This window comes from Halobacterium sp. CBA1132 (assembly GCF_001485535.1).
In the GTDB taxonomy this organism is placed as follows: Archaea; Halobacteriota; Halobacteria; order Halobacteriales; family Halobacteriaceae; genus Halobacterium.
This window is the reverse complement of sequence record NZ_BCMZ01000001.1, coordinates 2068753-2083089: the sequence shown is the minus strand read 5'-3', so window position 1 is coordinate 2083089 and position 14337 is coordinate 2068753. Positions and strand designations below refer to the sequence as shown.

Below are 14337 nucleotides of genomic sequence, written 5' to 3'. Positions count from 1 at the left end.
GCCGTCGTTTAGCAGTGTTGGTTCCCCAACCCGGCTCAGTGCCGGCCGACGTTTGGCGTCCCGTCCTCGACGGTGACGCGGAAGCCCGCTTCGCGCAGCCAGTCGCCGGCAGCGCCGCTGTCGTCGTGGACGAGTACGTCGAGGAGGTCCGAGCGCTCGTCGACGTCGGCGGCGAGTCGGAACGAGTCCACGGTTTCGACGGACGCCCCGACGGCGTCAGCGGCGTCGACGTGGTCGCGAAACGAGGCGCCGTGGTAGTTGACGCTGAACTCGGGGTGGCGGACGACGAGCGCGTTCGTGCCGCCGCCGCGGCCGGGCGCGACGACGACGTCCCCGTCGGCGTCGAACAGTCGCTGGAGAGCGTCCGGCGTCGCGAGCGCGAGGTCCGCCATCACGACCGCTGCCGGCAGTTCGTCGGCGAGCGCGTCGTTCACGGCGACGGACAGCGGCCGGTCGTCGACTCGTACCGGTGCGTCCACGTCCTGCTCGGGGGGTGCGGTCGCCAGCACGGTCGGCGCGCCGCCGGCCCGCCGCACCGCGTCGAGGACATCGGTCAGCATCGCCGTAGCGAACGCTCGGCGTTCGTCGACGGACAGCAGCGAGGAGAGGCGCGTGTTCGGGTTCGTCGGGTCGAACGGGACGAAGGTTCGCATCCCTCAGCCGAGTTTGTCGTAGCTGTCGCGCTGCTGGAAGTACCAGTAGACGCCCCCAGCCAGCAACAACAGGACGACGAGTGCGGCTGCGACCATGATGATGAGGTCCGTGCGCTGGGCCGAGGACGCCGCGTTCTTCGCGGTGGACTCGGCCTGCTCGGCGTTGCTAATCGCCTGCTCGAAGTTCCCGCCCTCGTAGAACTCGATGGCGTCCTGGAGGTCGCTCTCGGCGCCACTGACGCTGGCGCCCGCGTTCTGAGCGTTCTCGATGGCGGCCTCGGCGTCACTGATGGCGGTCCGCGCCTCCTGGCTCTTCGCGGTGTACGGCCGGGTCTTGTACGTCTCCAGCGTGTTGCTGGCGCCGCCGGGTTGGGCCTGCACGAACTCGGCGTACGTAATCGTCTGCGCGGGGTCGTAGCTCCACGACCACGCGCTCGACGACGGCACCGTGCCGACGATGCTGACTTCGGCGCGCACCGCCCCACTGGACGCCGCGAAGTCGTGGCTCACTGACTGCCCGGTGAGCGTCGCTTCGTCGATTTGGTTGCCGGCGTTGTCGAAGGTCACGACCTGCCACGTGACGTCCGTGAGGTCGGTACTGGCCTGCAGCGTCCACTCCTCGTAGTTCTCGAAGGGGTCTGTGACGGTGAACGTCGTCTCCCGTTGCTCGCCGGACTGCACGCTACCCGGCGCGTCGCCGCTGATCGAGACAGCGGCTGCCGGGACCGCGGCGACAGCGAGGAGGACGACGAGAGCGACCGCGAGTTTAGAACAGCGGTTCAAGCTCATCGTCGTCGTCTTCGACCAATTCTTCCAAGTTCTCTTCGCTTTCGTCACGGATGTCGTCGATGTTGTCTTGGGCTTCGATGGCGACTTCCTGCAGCTCCTTGATGCGCGGGACGTTGTTCACGCCCGACAGCAGGACGACCGACGCGACCTGCTGGGAGTTCGGCACGGGGTAGTCGCCGCCACGAACCTCCATCGAGCCGGTCTGCTCCTCGAGCCACTTGCGGCCGCGCTCGATGCCTTTCCGATTGAGGTACTTCGGCGGGCCGGCGGTGACCAGCAGCGCGCGCTCGGTACCCTCGATTTCGCACGGGAGCGTAAGTCGGCCCAGCGCGGCCTTCCGGACGAGGCTCGTGATGCGGTTCGTCGTCGACGCCGAATCCTCGAACGAGTCGTCGTCGCCACCCGTGAACCGGGACAGCAGGCCGCTGCCGTTGTCCTCGTTGTCGACGTCCTCGGAGGCGTACCCGACCGTGGAGACGCCGCCGCCCGCGAGCGTGTTGATAATCTCGCTGGAGTCGACGACGGACTCGGCGACGTCGCCGCCCTGCTCGACTTCGCCGGCGCCGAAGAGGATGCCGAAGCGAGTGACGATTTCCTCGTTGATTTCGTCGTAGCCGCCCTGCACTGACTCGCCGGACTTGCGCCACGCGTCGTTGTCGAACACGAGGAGGTTGTCGACCTCGCGGACGAACGTCTGGAACGACCGCGCGGCGTTCAGCGTGTAGATGCCGCCCTCGTCGGTGCCGGGCAGCACGCCGAGGCCGTAGACGGGTTCGGTGTAGATGCGCTTGAGGTGTTTGGCGATGACCGGGGAGCCGCCGGAGCCCGTGCCGCCGCCCAGCCCGGAGATGACGAGGAACGCGTCGACCTCGTGGACCGGGATGGAGTCGATTGCACCCTGCACCTCGTCGATGTCCTCCTCGGCGATTTCGGCGCCGAGTTCGTTGTCGGCGCCGACGCCGTGTCCTTTCACGCGGGACTGTCCGATGAGGACGCGATTCTCCTGTGGAACGTGCTCCAAGCCCATGAGGTCGGCTTTGGCGGTGTTGACGGCGACCGCGGCACGCACGATGTTGGAGTCGTGCCGCTTGTCGTACTCGAGGAACTTGTCGAGTATTTTACCGCCCGCCTGGCCGAACCCGATCATTGCCAGTTTCATACGGAACCCTTTGCACACTTAGAGTGGAAACGAGGGTATAAGGCTTTTGCAGACGCGTGTCCGACGGTTCAGCGCCGACGCCGGTTTTCGCCCGACGGAGCGCAGTCGACGGCTCTCTGTCGGGTGCGCTCTCGGCCACACCTCTCGGTATGTTTAAGTTTGACGGGTATCGTCTACGCGCTGACGTGTTCGCCGACGCCGAGGAACGACGCCAGCGTCGTCAACTCGGACTCGTCGACGCCGAACGCCTCGACGTCGTTGTCCTCGACGGTGTTGTCGAACTTCAGCGACCGGTACTGGTCGGTGCCGAACGGCACGAACGGCAGCGGGCCCGCCAGCCGCATCCCGATACCCGCCAGCGGCATCGGCACCGAGAGCACCCGAACGGACTTGCCCTCCGAGCGGTAGACCAGCCGAGTCACGTCCCCGAGGGTCAACACGTCCGGGCCGCCGAGTTCGTACGTCTCTCCCCAGTGCTCGTCGTCCTCCACGGCCGAACCGAGCATTCCGACGAGGTCGTCCACCCAGATCGGCTGGAACCGCGTCTTCCCGCCGCCCGGAAGTCCGGTGACGTACGGCGTCGTGAGTTGCTTCGTGAACGAGACGAACTCCCCGCCCTCGCCGAACACGACCGACGGCCGCACGATGGTGTACGCGAGGTCCGAACTCCGAACGACCTCCTCGGCGCGCCCCTTCGAGCGAATGTACGCCGTCGGGCCGTCCGCGTCCGCGCCCAGCGCGGACAACTGGAGCAGGTACTCGACGTCCGCCTCCTCGGCGGCCTCGACGACGTTCTCGGTGCCGCCGAGGTGGACCTCGAAGTGCCGGTCGTCGCCGCCGCTTGGCTTGAACAGCGGGGACAGCGCCACGAGGTTCACCACCGCGTCGTGACCCTCGACGGCCGACCTGATAGAGTCGTAGGCCGTCACGTCGCCGACGACCGTCTCCACGGAGTCCGGCAGGGCCGCCTCGTCGGGGTGTCGCGAGAGCGCCGTCACCTCGTGGCCTCGGTCGTCGAGTTCGCGGCACAGATGCGTCCCGATGAATCCCGTTCCGCCGGTGACCAGCACGTCCATATCCCCGAAGACGGCCGGCAACTCCCTAAAACTATGCCCGCCCGCGCCGGTAATCTACCGGCGGGAACGACCGCTTTCGGCCTCGGCCGAACTGGAACCCGAAGCCGTTAGTACGTCCGTCGCCGTCGTTCCGGCATGCTCGTCACGCTGGAGGGCATCGACGGCAGCGGCAAGACCACGGTCTGGGAGGCCCTGCGGGACGCCCGCGGCGACGGCTACACGTTCACCCGCGAGCCCACCGACTCGTGGTACGGCGACGCCGTCCGGCGCTCCATCGGCGAGGACGACGCCGACCCGCTCGCCGAACTGTTCCTCTACACCGCCGACCACGCCGACCACCTCTCGCGGGTGATTCGACCGGCGCTCGACCGCGGCGACGTCGTGATTTCGGACCGGTACTCGGACTCCCGGTACGCCTACCAGGGCGTCGCCCTCGACGGCGTCGTCGACCGCCCGATGGAGTACGTCCGCGGCGTCCACCAGCCGTGGACGCGCCCGCCCGACCTCACGCTGTTCTTCGATGTGGACCCCGAGACCGGCGCTGCGCGCGCCGGCGCGACGAACAAATTCGAACAGGTGGAGTTCCTCAGTCGCGTCCGCGAGAACTACGAACAACTGGCCGAGTACGAGCCCGAGCGCTTCGTCCGCATCGACGCCACCCAGTCGCCCGAGGAAGTGTTGGCGGACGCCGAGGACGTCCTCGACCGCGTGCTCGCCGCCGAGTAGCAATGCCCGACGACCGCGACGACAGCGGGTTCTCCCTGAAACTGCCGCCGATTCGCTTGCCGTCCCTGTTCCCGGAGAACTTCCGCATCCTGTGGCCCGCGCCCGGCGACGGCCCCGACCCGCGGGCGTCCCCGCGTACTGTTCTCGCCGTGCTGCTGTTGTTCGACGCCGCCGACGCCGCGCTCGCGCTCACGGTGGATAGCGGCGCCGTCGCAGCCGTCAGAATCGTCGGCGGCGCGCTCGTCGCTGCGACGGCGTTCGGGACGCTCGGAACAGTGTACGTGTGGGAAGCCGTCGCGGCGCTGGCGGGACTGGGCGAACTCACCGCCATCCCGACGCTGACCGCGCTGTTCGTCGTTCGCTTACTCCGGTGAGTCCTCGAACTCCTCGGGGGCGGGAATCCAGAACAGGTCGATAGACCACCCGAGGAAGAACGGGAACGCCCACGTCACGACGATGAGCTGTCCGGGGTCCTCGAACGCGCCCGCGCCGAGTCCGAGCACGCCGAGCGCGAGTGTCGTGGCCACGTAGACGAGCGGAATCAGGATGGCAGTGTACAGCACCGACCCCCAGCGCGTCTTCAGGGTGATGCGGAAGTAGCGCGCGCCTACGGCGGCAATCGCGGTGTGCACGAGCACGATGACGCCGACGCCCGCGGCGGTGACGACCGAGACCATACCCGACGTTGGTGCTCGGCGTGCTTTTCGCTATCGGTAAGTGACTGTGCGGGAACTCTCAGGTATGCACCGCGCTATCGGGGAGCGCCCCCTCGCGGAGACGGCCGTCGACGAGGCGACCGCCCGAGAGCTGTTCCGTGACGTGGTTCTCGCTCGGGAGTTCGACGAGCGCGCGCTCTCCCTCCAGCGCCGCGGCTGGATGCCCGGCTACCCGCCGTTCAGCGGGCAGGAGGGCTCGCAGGTCGGCGCCGCACACGCGATGAGCGACGACGACTGGCTGTTCCCGACGTACCGCTCGAACGCGATGCAGTTGGCGCGCGGCGTCCCCGCAAGCGACATTCTCCTCTTCCGCCGCGGGTTCGCGGAGTTCCACTCCGACCACGACGTCGACAACTTCCCGCAGGCGGTCCCCATCGCCAGCCAACTCCCCCACGCCGTCGGCGCGGGGATGGCGATGAACTACACCGGCGACGAGGACGCCGTCGTCGCGTACTTCGGGGACGGCGCGACCAGCGAGGGCGACTTCCACGAGGCGATGAACTTCGCGGGCGTCTTCGACGCGCCCGTCGTCTTCTTCTGCGAGAACAACAACTGGGCCATCTCCTTGCCCCGCGAGCGGCAGACCGCCAGCGACTCCATCGCCGTGAAAGCCGAGGCGTACGGCTTCGAGGGCGTGCAGGTCGACGGTAACGACCCCGTCGCCGTCTACGAGACAGTGCGAGACGCGCTCGACGACGCCCGCGCGGGCGAACCCGTGCTCGTCGAGAGCCTCACGTATCGACAGGGCGCCCACACCACCAGCGACGACCCCGAGCGCTACCGGCCCGACGAGGAAGCGTTGCCGGAGTGGCGCACCGCGGACCCGCTGGAGCGCTACGAGGCGTACCTCCGCGAACACGGCGTCGTCGACGACGAGTTCGTCGCCGACTGCTGGAGCGAGGCCGAAGCCGAACTCGACGCTGCCATCGACGACGCCGAGGCGGTCGGCGCGCCCGACATGGACGAGGTCTTCGACTACGTGTACGCCGAGCGCACGCCCCGCATCGACGACCAGAAGGCGTGGCTGGAGTCGTACCTCGAAACCCACGACCCGCAGGAACAGGAGTTCTAATCAGGCGGCCGCCAGCGAGACGTACGTCTTCGTCTCGGTCACGCCCGCGACAGTCCCGATTCGGTTCGACACGGTGTCGAGGACGTCCTGCATCTCCCCGCCGTCGACCTCCGCGATGACGTCGTACTTACCCGCGACAACGTGACACGCGACGACGCCGTCGATGTCGGCGACGCTGTCGCGGGCGTCGGCGGCCGTGCCCGCGCCGGTTTTCACCATGATGAACGCGTGAACCATACGCTCCGTTCGGCGGGCGCCACCAAAAGGGTTGTTGCGTGGTAACGCAGCACAAACCTATTTGTCGCTCCCCCGCGTTACCTCGCGTATGCACGTCCTCATCGTCGGCGCCGGGCGCGTCGGCCTCCGAACCGCCCGAATCACCCACAACGAGGGCCACGAGGTCACCGTCGTCGAGAACGACTACGACAAAGCCGAACGCGCCAGCGACGAAGGCTTCGACGTCGTCGAAGGCGACGGCGCCGACGAGGACCCCCTCGAACGCGCCGGCGTCGACGACGCGGACGCGCTCGGCGCGCTCACGGGCGACCTCAACACCAACTTCGTCGCCTGCATGGTCGCCAAACACCACGGCTGCCGCACCGTCATGCGCATCGACGAGGACTACCGCGAGAACATCTACCGCAAGTACGCCGAGGAAGTCGACGAAATCGTCTACCCCGAACGCCTCGGCGCCATCGGCGCGAAGAACGCGCTCCTCGGCGGCAACGTCACCGCCATCGCCGACCTCGCCGAGAACCTCCAGATCGTGCAGTTCGCCGTCACCGAAGACGCCCCCATGCAGGGCTACACGCTCAGCGAACTCGAACTCCCCTCTCGCGCCCGCCTGCTCGCGTTCGGGAAGAACGACGGCGCGCTCGGCCTCCCGCTCCCCGACGACACCCTCGAAGTCGGCGACCGCATCGCCGTCCTCGCGGAGTTCGACGCGCTCGACGACGTCCGCCAAATACTCGTCGGGGACACCGACGCCCCCACGGAGGTGGTGTAGATGGTGACCGCCTACGTCCTCGTGAAAGCCAACACCGGCGAAGCCGACCGCCTCCTCGGTGCTATCGCCAGCATCGACGGCGTCGTCGACGCCCACGTCGTCGCCGGCGACGTCGACGTCATCGCCAAACTCGACGTCGACGAACCCGGCGACGTCAAAGCTATCGCCGCCGACGAAATACAGCACATCGACGGCGTCGAAGACACCGAGACGTACATTTCGATGTAGTACCTTTTGCTGCGGTCGCGCGCCTGCGGCGCGCTCTCTGCTCACGGGCGCGGAGCGCCCGTTCGCACGGCCAGCGAGACCTCCGGTCTCGCTCGGCTGGCAAAAGCTACGCTAAAAGCACTCCTCGCTCCTGCCGGTAGAGCTCCGCTCTACCGAGGTCACGTTCGCTTCACTCACGTGACTGCCGCTCACTTCGTTCGCGTTAGTCGCTCGTCGGCCTCGCGGCTTCGCCGCGAGTGAACCGCTTCGTCCTCGTGAGCGAAGCGAACGAGGGACAAGCAGACCTCCGGTCTGCTCAGTCTCGGGTCCGTTGGACCACTCGCTCGCGGATGCTTGTGTCGGAAGATTGGTCGCTGAAAGAACGAAGCTTCAGGCTGCGACTTATAGCGGTGTTCCTTCGGCGTTCTGCGCGTTCTGCGCGGCCTGCTGGCGCATCTGCTCGACCGTCTCGACGTAGTCGTAGCCGGGGATGACGCCCTGGAACCACGTGCCCTCGACGTAGTTGACGAGCGCGAGCGCGTCGTCGGCCGCCTTCCCGGTGCGGGGAGCGAACGTGATTTCGACGGTGATGTCGCCGCCCTCGCGGGAGACTGACTCGACGTCGACGTCGTTGGCGAGCGTGACGCTGTCGGCGTCGACGACGCGGCGCTCGAACGTGTCGTACCAGCCGTCCTCGACGACGTCCGCCACTTCGTCGTTCGTCGCGGCGTCCAGTGTCGGCACGACGACCGTGATTTCGACCGTGTCGTCCGGGACCGTGACCGTGGCGTCCCAGTCGTTCGTCGTCGGGACGAACTCGCCGTCCGACCGAGTGAGTCGGCCGTGGTCGGCGAACTCCTGCTCGATGTCACTCATTACTCGTTCGGAGGCGGCGCTCGCAGTTGGGTGTTGCGCTCCGGGACTTCGACGCCCGTAAGTAGCGCTGGCGCGCACGTTCCGGCGACTCCCGCGAACCGATGCGCCCCAACTACCGTTCCACAGTGGCCGTGTTCGCGCTCGTCGCCGCCGGCGGGTTCGCGGGCGCGAATATCCGGTACGCGGTTTCGCTGCTCGCGCCCGGCCTTCCCGGCACGCTCCTCGTGAACGCAGCGGGTAGCCTCGCGCTCGGGGTGCTCGTCTACGCGGCCGCCGACAGCGACGCCCTCGGCGAGCGTGCGCGGCGACTCCTCGGCACCGGACTCCTCTCCTCGCTGACGACGTACAGCACGTTCGCCGTCCAGACGGCCGGCGTCTCGCCGGAACTGATGGTCGCGAACGTCGCCGCGAACTACCTGCTCGGCTTCCTCGGCGTCGTCGTCGGGCGCGCGCTCGTCGGACGCTACGGAGGTGGCTCGTGACGGCTCTCCCGCTCCTCCCTCAGATTCTCGTCGGCGTCGGTGGCGCGCTCGGCGCGACGCTCCGGTACGCGCTCGGGGAAACCGTCCAGACCGACGGATACCCGACGAGCACGCTCCTCGTGAACGTGCTCGGCACGTTCGCGCTCGCCGCGCTCACGTTCGCCGGCGCCGGCGACGACGCGATGCTGCTGTTCGGCACGGGTGCCTGCGGGGCGTTCACCACGTTCTCCTCGTTCAGCGTGGACGTCGTCGCCCTCGTGGAGAACGAGCGATTCGGCGCGGCCGCGTTCCACGCGCTCGGAAATCTGGTCGGCGCTGGCGTGGCGATTGGATTAGCGTGGCTGCTGATTGGGTAGCTCGAAGCTACTGAGTTTAGACCCTCAGCTAGCATTCGCGGACCGAGCGGTCCGAAGGACCCGGAAGGTCCGCGATTCACCGCGCGACCGCAGGGAGCGCGGGCCGACGACCGACTAACGCGCCCGGAGGGCGCGGCGGGAGGGAGGAGTGCTTTTAGCGTAGCTTTTGCCAGCGAGCGAGCGAAGCGAACGAGCGCAGCAAAAGGTCCGAGTGCGAGGAGTGGGATTCGAACCCACGTACCCCTACGGGAGCGGGTCTTAAGCCCGCCGCCTTTGGCCGCTCGGCCACCCTCGCATTACGTCGTGGCGGCCGCGGGGAGAAGTCCGTTACGGTCCTACCAGTCGACGGAGAGCGTGCCGTCGCCGTGGGGGTCGGGGGCTATCTCCTCGTCGGTGCGGCGGTCGACGACGTGGATGACGCCGTCGCCTTTCTTCGCGGGGCAGGCGTCGGCGGCGGCGACGTTGTGGTCGAGGTCGTCCTCGTCGAAGAAGTACGAGACGGGGTCGCCCATTCCGGACGCGAGGCTCATCTCCCAGTTCGCGGAGACTTCCGCGCACTTGCCCGCGCCGAAGCACTTGTTCGCCTCGAAGACGAGCTTGTAGGGCTTCTCCTCGACTGGCGGCGCGTCGGATTCGCCGATGTCGCTGGGGTCGACGGTGTCGCTCATTGGTGATATATCGGTGGGCGGCCTGTTTGGTTTTGTCGGTGGCCGTGCGCGGTCACGCCCTGGGAAGCCGGAGGCGGACGCTGTTGCCGCCGAGGTCGCTGGTCGCGAACGTGAGTTCGCCGCCGAACAGTTCGGTCGTCCACTTGACGAGCCAGAGACCGAGGCCGCTGCCGTGGTGGGTGGCGGTGATGTCGCCGTCGCCGGTGACGACGTCGCGTTCGTCGTCGGGAATCGGCGGGCCGTCGTCGTCGACGCGGATGGTCGCCCAGCCGTCGGAGTCGTCGGGCGCGGCGCGCACGCGGACGCGGGGTTCGTCGCTGGGGTTGTGTTCGAGTGCGTTCTCGACGAGCGCGTCGACGGCGAACTGGAGCCGGCGGTTGGCGCGCACGACCAGCGACCCGGGGAGATCGGTCTCGACGCTCGCCGCCGGCCAGTTCCCGCGGTGTTCTTCGACGACGTCGCGAATCAGGGGCACGCAGTCTGTCGTCCGGTCGTCCGCGGTGGACTTCAGGACGGCGTTGATGTCCGCAGCCTCCTCGGTCAGCGTTTCGAGGTCGCGGGCAGCGCCCTCGATGCGGGCGGCGGCTTCGGTGCGGCGGGCGTGTTGTTCGTCGAACTCCGCGAGCAGTTCGGTCGTGTACGCGAGGACGATGTTGGCCTTGTTCCGGAGGTTGTGCTGGAGCACCCGGTTCATCACTTCCAGTCGGCGTTCGGTCCGCGTGATGTCCGTCAGGTCGGTGTAGACGGCGAACCCGTCTGTGGTCGCGCCGTCTCCGACGTACGGGATGCCGCGGTAGAGGAACTCCCGCAGCCCGCAGGCGGTCTCGCGGCGGACGCGCTGGTAGTTTATCTCCCCGGAGAACGTGCGTTCGTCCAGCGCTCGCGCTTCCTCGCGGAGCCACTGCCTCGTTGACGCGGCGGACGACGGGGTCGCCGTCGACGAGTTCGAACTCGACGACGGCGTCCTGGATGTGTTCGATGAGGTGGGCGTACCGGCTCGCGGCGTCCGCGCCGGCCGGCTCGATGTGTTCGTCCACGATTGTCTACCTCTATTTTCGACGAAGGTGCGATAAACGTCTGCGCATCTCGGCAATTGTCTCGAATACTTGGTGAAACCTGCACGAAAGATGTGTGTATTAGCATATATTGTCCGAATGGGAATTGTTTTCTCCGGCGACGAGGGACTGCTCCAACGATGCCGTGTTACCAACCACCACAACCCGGCCCGCGAGCGTCGGCTCGCGCGCTCGCGGCGACGGGGGAACTGTATGAGTTCTGACCAGCCCACGCCGGCAGATGAATCCGACGCCGAGGCCGCCGCGGTGACCGAGGACCGGTCGCTCGCCAACGCCCGCGGAGCCCTCGACGTCGTCCACGCCGCATCGACGACCGTCGACGACCAGCTCGCCGCCATCGACGACCGGACCAGCGAACAGGTCGCGGACGCCGAGTGGGTCGTCGACGAGGTCGGGTCGCTGTCCGCGACTATTCAGGAGATTGCGGCGACCGCGACGGAGGTCAGCGAGCAGAGCGAGCGCGCGGCTGCCGAGACCGCCGACGGCCGCGACGCCGCCCGGGACGCCATCGACACCATGGAAGACGTCCGCGAGGTGAGCGAGGACGTCGTCGCGGAGGTGGACGCGCTCCGCGACCGCATCGACCGCATCGCGGACGCGCTCGCCGGCATCGACCGCATCGCCGACCAGACGAACATGCTCGCGCTGAACGCGTCTATCGAGGCCGCGCGCACGGACGGCGACAACGACGGGTTCGCCGTCGTCGCGGACGAAATCAAGGAGCTGGCGGCCGAGTCACAGGAGCAGGCGGACGACATCGAGGACGCCCTCGACGCGGTCCGGGCGGCCACCGAGGAGACCGTCGCCCAACTCGACGAGGCCGCCGACGAAATCGAGCGCGGCGCAGACCAGACCGCCGACGCCATGGCGAGCCTCGACGCGGTGGCGGAGACCGTCGAGGAGACCGCAGCCGGCATCTCGTCGGTGTCCACGGCGACCGACGACCAAGCCCAGACCACGGAAGCCGTCGCGGAGCGCTGCGAGACGCTCGCCGAGCGCGCGACCGCCATCGACGACGACGTCGCCGCCATCCGCGACGCGCGCTCCGAGCAGACCGCGATGCTCGGGGAGGTCGAGGGCGTGCTCACCGCCGCCGACGCCGACCGCCGTAGGCGGCTGGCCGACGCACCCACGCTCGACACGGGCGTTCCCGGGTTGGACGACCTCCTCGGTGGCGGTCTCGTCGTCGGCGGGCAGGCAGTGCTCCGGTACGACGCGGGCGCCGACGCGGTCGACGGCCTACTCGCTCAAGTCGTCGCGACGGCCGCGACCTCCGGGACGGCGGTGTCGCTGACGCCGCCGCCGACGCTCGACCGCGGTACGCTCGCGAACGCGTTCGCGGCCGCCGACGACTCGCTGGCGGACGCCCTCGACGACGACCGGCTGTTCGTCCTCGACCCGTTCGGCGGCTGGCCCGACGACCGGAACGTCTTCGACCTCCGGGCGTCGTCGCTGGCCGCCGCGAATGAGACGACGGCCGCGCGCCGCGACGCGCCGCTGCTGGTCGTTGGGAACATCGCGGGCGAAGTGGAGATACTCGGCGAGGCGGACGCCCGGGCCGCCCGCTACGAGAACGACGACGGCGTCTTCGACGCCCGAGATACCGTCCTCAACGTCGTCAGCGACATCGTCCCGGAGACGCTCGCGGCGTTCTACGCGGGCGCTGCCGACCAAGTGGTCGCGGTCGCCCGGGACGCCGACGGCCTCGCGGTCGAACGCCGCCGGACACCGACGAGCGACGACGGCACTATCCGCCGGGCCGACGCCCAGTCGAGCCCGCCGTTCGTTCGCGTTCGCGGCGACTGACCCGGGTCAGTCGTGAATCTCGACGGATTCGAGGACGACTTCGCGCTTCGGCTGGTCGTTGCGGTCGGTGTCGACGTTGCCGATTGCCTCGACGACGTCCATGCCGTCCGTGACCTTCCCGAAGACCGCGTGGCGGTCGTCGAGGTGGGGCTGGGCGTCCAGGGTGATGAAGAACTGGCTGCCGTTCGTGTCCGGGCCGGAGTTCGCCATCGAGAGGACGCCGGGGCCGTCGTGTCGGAGGTCGTCGTGGAACTCGTCGGCGAACTCGTAGCCGGGGCCGCCGCGACCGGACTCGGTCGGGTCGCCGCCCTGAATCATGAAGCCCTCGATGACGCGGTGGAACGCGACGTCGCGGTACAGCGAGTCGCCCCGGACTTCGCCGCTCTCGGGGTCCTCCCACGTCTTCGTGTCGGGTGCGGGGTCGGCGCCGGCGGCGGGGTCGTCCTTCGCGAGCTTGACGAAGTTCTCGACCGTCGTCGGCGCTTTCTCGTCGTACAGCTCGACCTCGATGTCGCCCTCGCTCGTGTGGAGGGTCGCCTTCTTGGTCATACCCGAGAAGAGGCGACGAACTCGGATAACGCTACCTACTCGGAACGACTAGAACGAGCAGAGGTCCGCGAGCAGGCTCTCCGCGCGCCCGCTGGCGATGACGTCGGCGGCGGCTTCGATGCCCTCGTCGATGGAGTCGGCGTCCTCGCGGGCGTACATGCGCAGCGCCGCGTTGAGTTTGATGGCGTCCGCGAACTGGTCGCGGCGCTCGCCCGCGAGCACGTCCGCCGTGATTTCGGCGGACTCTCTGGCGACGTTGTCGACTTCGAGGTCCGCGCTCTCGATGTCCATCCCGTAGTCGTCGGTCTCGATGGTGAAATCCGCTAAGTCCTCGCCCTCACTCCACTCCGCGACCGTCGTGGAGCCGGGGCGAACGTCGTCGTATCCCTCCATCCCTTGGAACATGAGCACGCGGTCGAAGCCGACCTCCTCGCTCTCGCGCGCGGTCTCGACGACCTTCTTCGCGAACGCGAGGTGGTAGAACGAGCCGAGGTGGACGTCCGCGTTCGCGGGGTTCGCGAGCGTCTCGACGGTGTTGACGAACGTCCGTACGCCCACGTGGTCGCGGCGGTCCCACAGCGCGTCCACGACGGGGTTGAAGTTCGGCTGGTAGTAGAACCCGAAACCGTGCTCGTCGACCATTTCGGCGGACTCCTCGGGTTCGAGGTCGGTGCGCACGCCGAGTTCGTCGAGGACGTGCTTGTAGGCGTCCTGCTTCTGCGTCGGCACGCGGTCGCCGGAGTGGACGACGACGGGCGTCCCGGCGGCCGCGGCGACGACGCCAGCGGCGACGCCCAGAATCGCGGAGTCGCCCTTCCCGTCGTAGTTCGCGCCGCAGTCCACGGGGTCGGCGTCGGGTTCGGCGGCGACGACGCTCTCCCGGCGCATCACGTCGACGTACGCGCCGAGCTCTTCGCCGTTGTTGCGCTTCCAGCGGTTCGCCAGCCAGAACGCACCCAGCGTCGTCTGGTCGGGGTTCAAATCGAGGATGCGCTCGAACGCCTCCGCGGCCTGGGCGCGCGACATGTCCTCGGCGGACTTCGGCCCGGAGCCGACGACTTCCGTCATCAGGCGCTGCAACGGCCACTCGCCGTACGAATCGCTCATGGCAATTCGTTGC

19 protein-coding genes and 1 tRNA gene are annotated in these 14337 nt (G+C 68.2%); 8 read left to right on the top strand and 12 right to left on the bottom strand.

From position 1 onward, the window contains the following. Positions 1–35: 35 nt before the first annotated feature. The 4 genes from cofC to AVZ66_RS10940 all read right to left on the bottom strand — a co-directional run bounded on the left by cofC (position 36) and on the right by AVZ66_RS10940 (position 3677). Complete coding sequence (gene cofC / locus AVZ66_RS10955) at positions 36–653, bottom strand: 2-phospho-L-lactate guanylyltransferase (RefSeq protein WP_058984117.1); 618 nt, start codon at positions 651–653, stop codon at positions 36–38. A 3-nt stretch (positions 654–656) separates the two neighbouring features. After that, positions 657–1442, bottom strand: a complete 786-nt coding sequence (locus AVZ66_RS10950) for a hypothetical protein (protein ID WP_058984116.1) — start codon at positions 1440–1442, stop codon at positions 657–659. Continuing rightward, a complete protein-coding gene (locus AVZ66_RS10945; protein ID WP_058984115.1) occupies positions 1420–2601 on the bottom strand; it encodes a tubulin/FtsZ family protein in 1182 nt (393 codons plus the stop codon). The genes AVZ66_RS10950 and AVZ66_RS10945 overlap by 23 nt, the downstream gene beginning before the upstream one ends. Positions 2602–2774: 173 nt before the next feature. Continuing rightward, positions 2775–3677 carry a complex I NDUFA9 subunit family protein gene (locus tag AVZ66_RS10940; RefSeq protein ID WP_058984114.1) on the bottom strand — a complete coding sequence of 301 codons (903 nt, stop codon included), beginning with the start codon at positions 3675–3677 and terminating at the stop codon, positions 2775–2777. Positions 3678–3812: 135 nt separating this feature from the next. Between AVZ66_RS10940 and tmk the strand changes: the two genes are divergently transcribed. Both tmk and AVZ66_RS10930 read left to right on the top strand, forming a co-directional pair. Continuing rightward, on the top strand, positions 3813–4403 hold the full coding sequence (gene tmk / locus AVZ66_RS10935; protein WP_058984113.1) for a dTMP kinase: 591 nt from the start codon (positions 3813–3815) through the stop codon (positions 4401–4403). Positions 4404–4405: 2 nt separating this feature from the next. Next, a complete protein-coding gene (locus tag AVZ66_RS10930; protein ID WP_058984112.1) occupies positions 4406–4777 on the top strand; it encodes a hypothetical protein in 372 nt (123 codons plus the stop codon). Here the strand turns inward: AVZ66_RS10930 and AVZ66_RS10925 are convergent. Beyond that, a complete protein-coding gene (locus tag AVZ66_RS10925) occupies positions 4766–5080 on the bottom strand; it encodes a hypothetical protein (protein WP_058984111.1) in 315 nt (104 codons plus the stop codon). The two genes, AVZ66_RS10930 and AVZ66_RS10925, sit on opposite strands and share 12 nt — an antisense overlap. Before the next feature lie 64 nt (positions 5081–5144). Here AVZ66_RS10925 and pdhA point away from each other — a divergent pair, with 64 nt between their 5' ends. Further along, complete coding sequence (gene pdhA, locus AVZ66_RS10920; protein ID WP_058984110.1) at positions 5145–6191, top strand: pyruvate dehydrogenase (acetyl-transferring) E1 component subunit alpha; 1047 nt, start codon at positions 5145–5147, stop codon at positions 6189–6191. On the opposite strand, the gene AVZ66_RS10915 is transcribed toward pdhA, so the two are convergent. Further along, entirely contained in the window at positions 6192–6428 is a 237-nt protein-coding gene (locus AVZ66_RS10915; protein WP_058984109.1) for an Lrp/AsnC family transcriptional regulator, read from the bottom strand. It abuts the gene before it with no gap. Between the two features lie 88 nt (positions 6429–6516). Between AVZ66_RS10915 and AVZ66_RS10910 the strand changes: the two genes are divergently transcribed. Both AVZ66_RS10910 and AVZ66_RS10905 read left to right on the top strand, forming a co-directional pair. Next, the gene (locus tag AVZ66_RS10910) at positions 6517–7197 is read left to right on the top strand and encodes a TrkA family potassium uptake protein (protein ID WP_058984108.1); all 681 of its coding nucleotides are present in this window, start codon (positions 6517–6519) and stop codon (positions 7195–7197) included. Continuing rightward, complete coding sequence (locus AVZ66_RS10905) at positions 7198–7425, top strand: Lrp/AsnC family transcriptional regulator (protein WP_058984107.1); 228 nt, start codon at positions 7198–7200, stop codon at positions 7423–7425. A 381-nt stretch (positions 7426–7806) separates the two neighbouring features. Here AVZ66_RS10905 and AVZ66_RS10900 read toward each other — a convergent pair whose 3' ends face one another. After that, positions 7807–8280: a DUF5813 family protein gene (locus AVZ66_RS10900; protein ID WP_058984106.1), complete on the bottom strand. Its 474-nt coding sequence runs from the start codon at positions 8278–8280 to the stop codon at positions 7807–7809. A gap of 101 nt (positions 8281–8381) precedes the next feature. Between AVZ66_RS10900 and AVZ66_RS10895 the strand changes: the two genes are divergently transcribed. After that, positions 8382–8762: a CrcB family protein gene (locus tag AVZ66_RS10895; RefSeq protein ID WP_058984105.1), complete on the top strand. Its 381-nt coding sequence runs from the start codon at positions 8382–8384 to the stop codon at positions 8760–8762. Then, positions 8759–9118 carry a CrcB family protein gene (locus AVZ66_RS10890; RefSeq protein WP_058984104.1) on the top strand — a complete coding sequence of 120 codons (360 nt, stop codon included), beginning with the start codon at positions 8759–8761 and terminating at the stop codon, positions 9116–9118. The genes AVZ66_RS10895 and AVZ66_RS10890 overlap by 4 nt, the downstream gene beginning before the upstream one ends. A gap of 212 nt (positions 9119–9330) precedes the next feature. Here the strand turns inward: AVZ66_RS10890 and AVZ66_RS10885 are convergent. The 3 genes from AVZ66_RS10885 to AVZ66_RS10875 form a co-directional block, all read right to left on the bottom strand. Beyond that, positions 9331–9413: transfer RNA gene (locus tag AVZ66_RS10885), tRNA-Leu, on the bottom strand. Positions 9414–9453: 40 nt separating this feature from the next. Then, on the bottom strand, positions 9454–9786 hold the full coding sequence (locus AVZ66_RS10880; protein ID WP_058984103.1) for a hypothetical protein: 333 nt from the start codon (positions 9784–9786) through the stop codon (positions 9454–9456). Positions 9787–9838: 52 nt separating this feature from the next. After that, the gene (locus AVZ66_RS10875; RefSeq protein WP_197407759.1) at positions 9839–10879 is read right to left on the bottom strand and encodes a HAMP domain-containing sensor histidine kinase; all 1041 of its coding nucleotides are present in this window, start codon (positions 10877–10879) and stop codon (positions 9839–9841) included. Between the two features lie 175 nt (positions 10880–11054). On the opposite strand from AVZ66_RS10875, the gene AVZ66_RS10870 reads away from it, so the two are divergent. Then, positions 11055–12668 (top strand): methyl-accepting chemotaxis protein, encoded by a 1614-nt coding sequence (locus AVZ66_RS10870; protein ID WP_058984102.1) that lies wholly within the window; start codon positions 11055–11057, stop codon positions 12666–12668. 6 nt (positions 12669–12674) lie between these two features. Here AVZ66_RS10870 and AVZ66_RS10865 read toward each other — a convergent pair whose 3' ends face one another. Next, positions 12675–13217: a peptidylprolyl isomerase gene (locus AVZ66_RS10865; RefSeq protein ID WP_058984101.1), complete on the bottom strand. Its 543-nt coding sequence runs from the start codon at positions 13215–13217 to the stop codon at positions 12675–12677. Positions 13218–13265: 48 nt separating this feature from the next. Beyond that, entirely contained in the window at positions 13266–14324 is a 1059-nt protein-coding gene (locus AVZ66_RS10860; protein WP_058984100.1) for an anthranilate phosphoribosyltransferase, read from the bottom strand. Positions 14325–14337 lie beyond the last annotated feature (13 nt).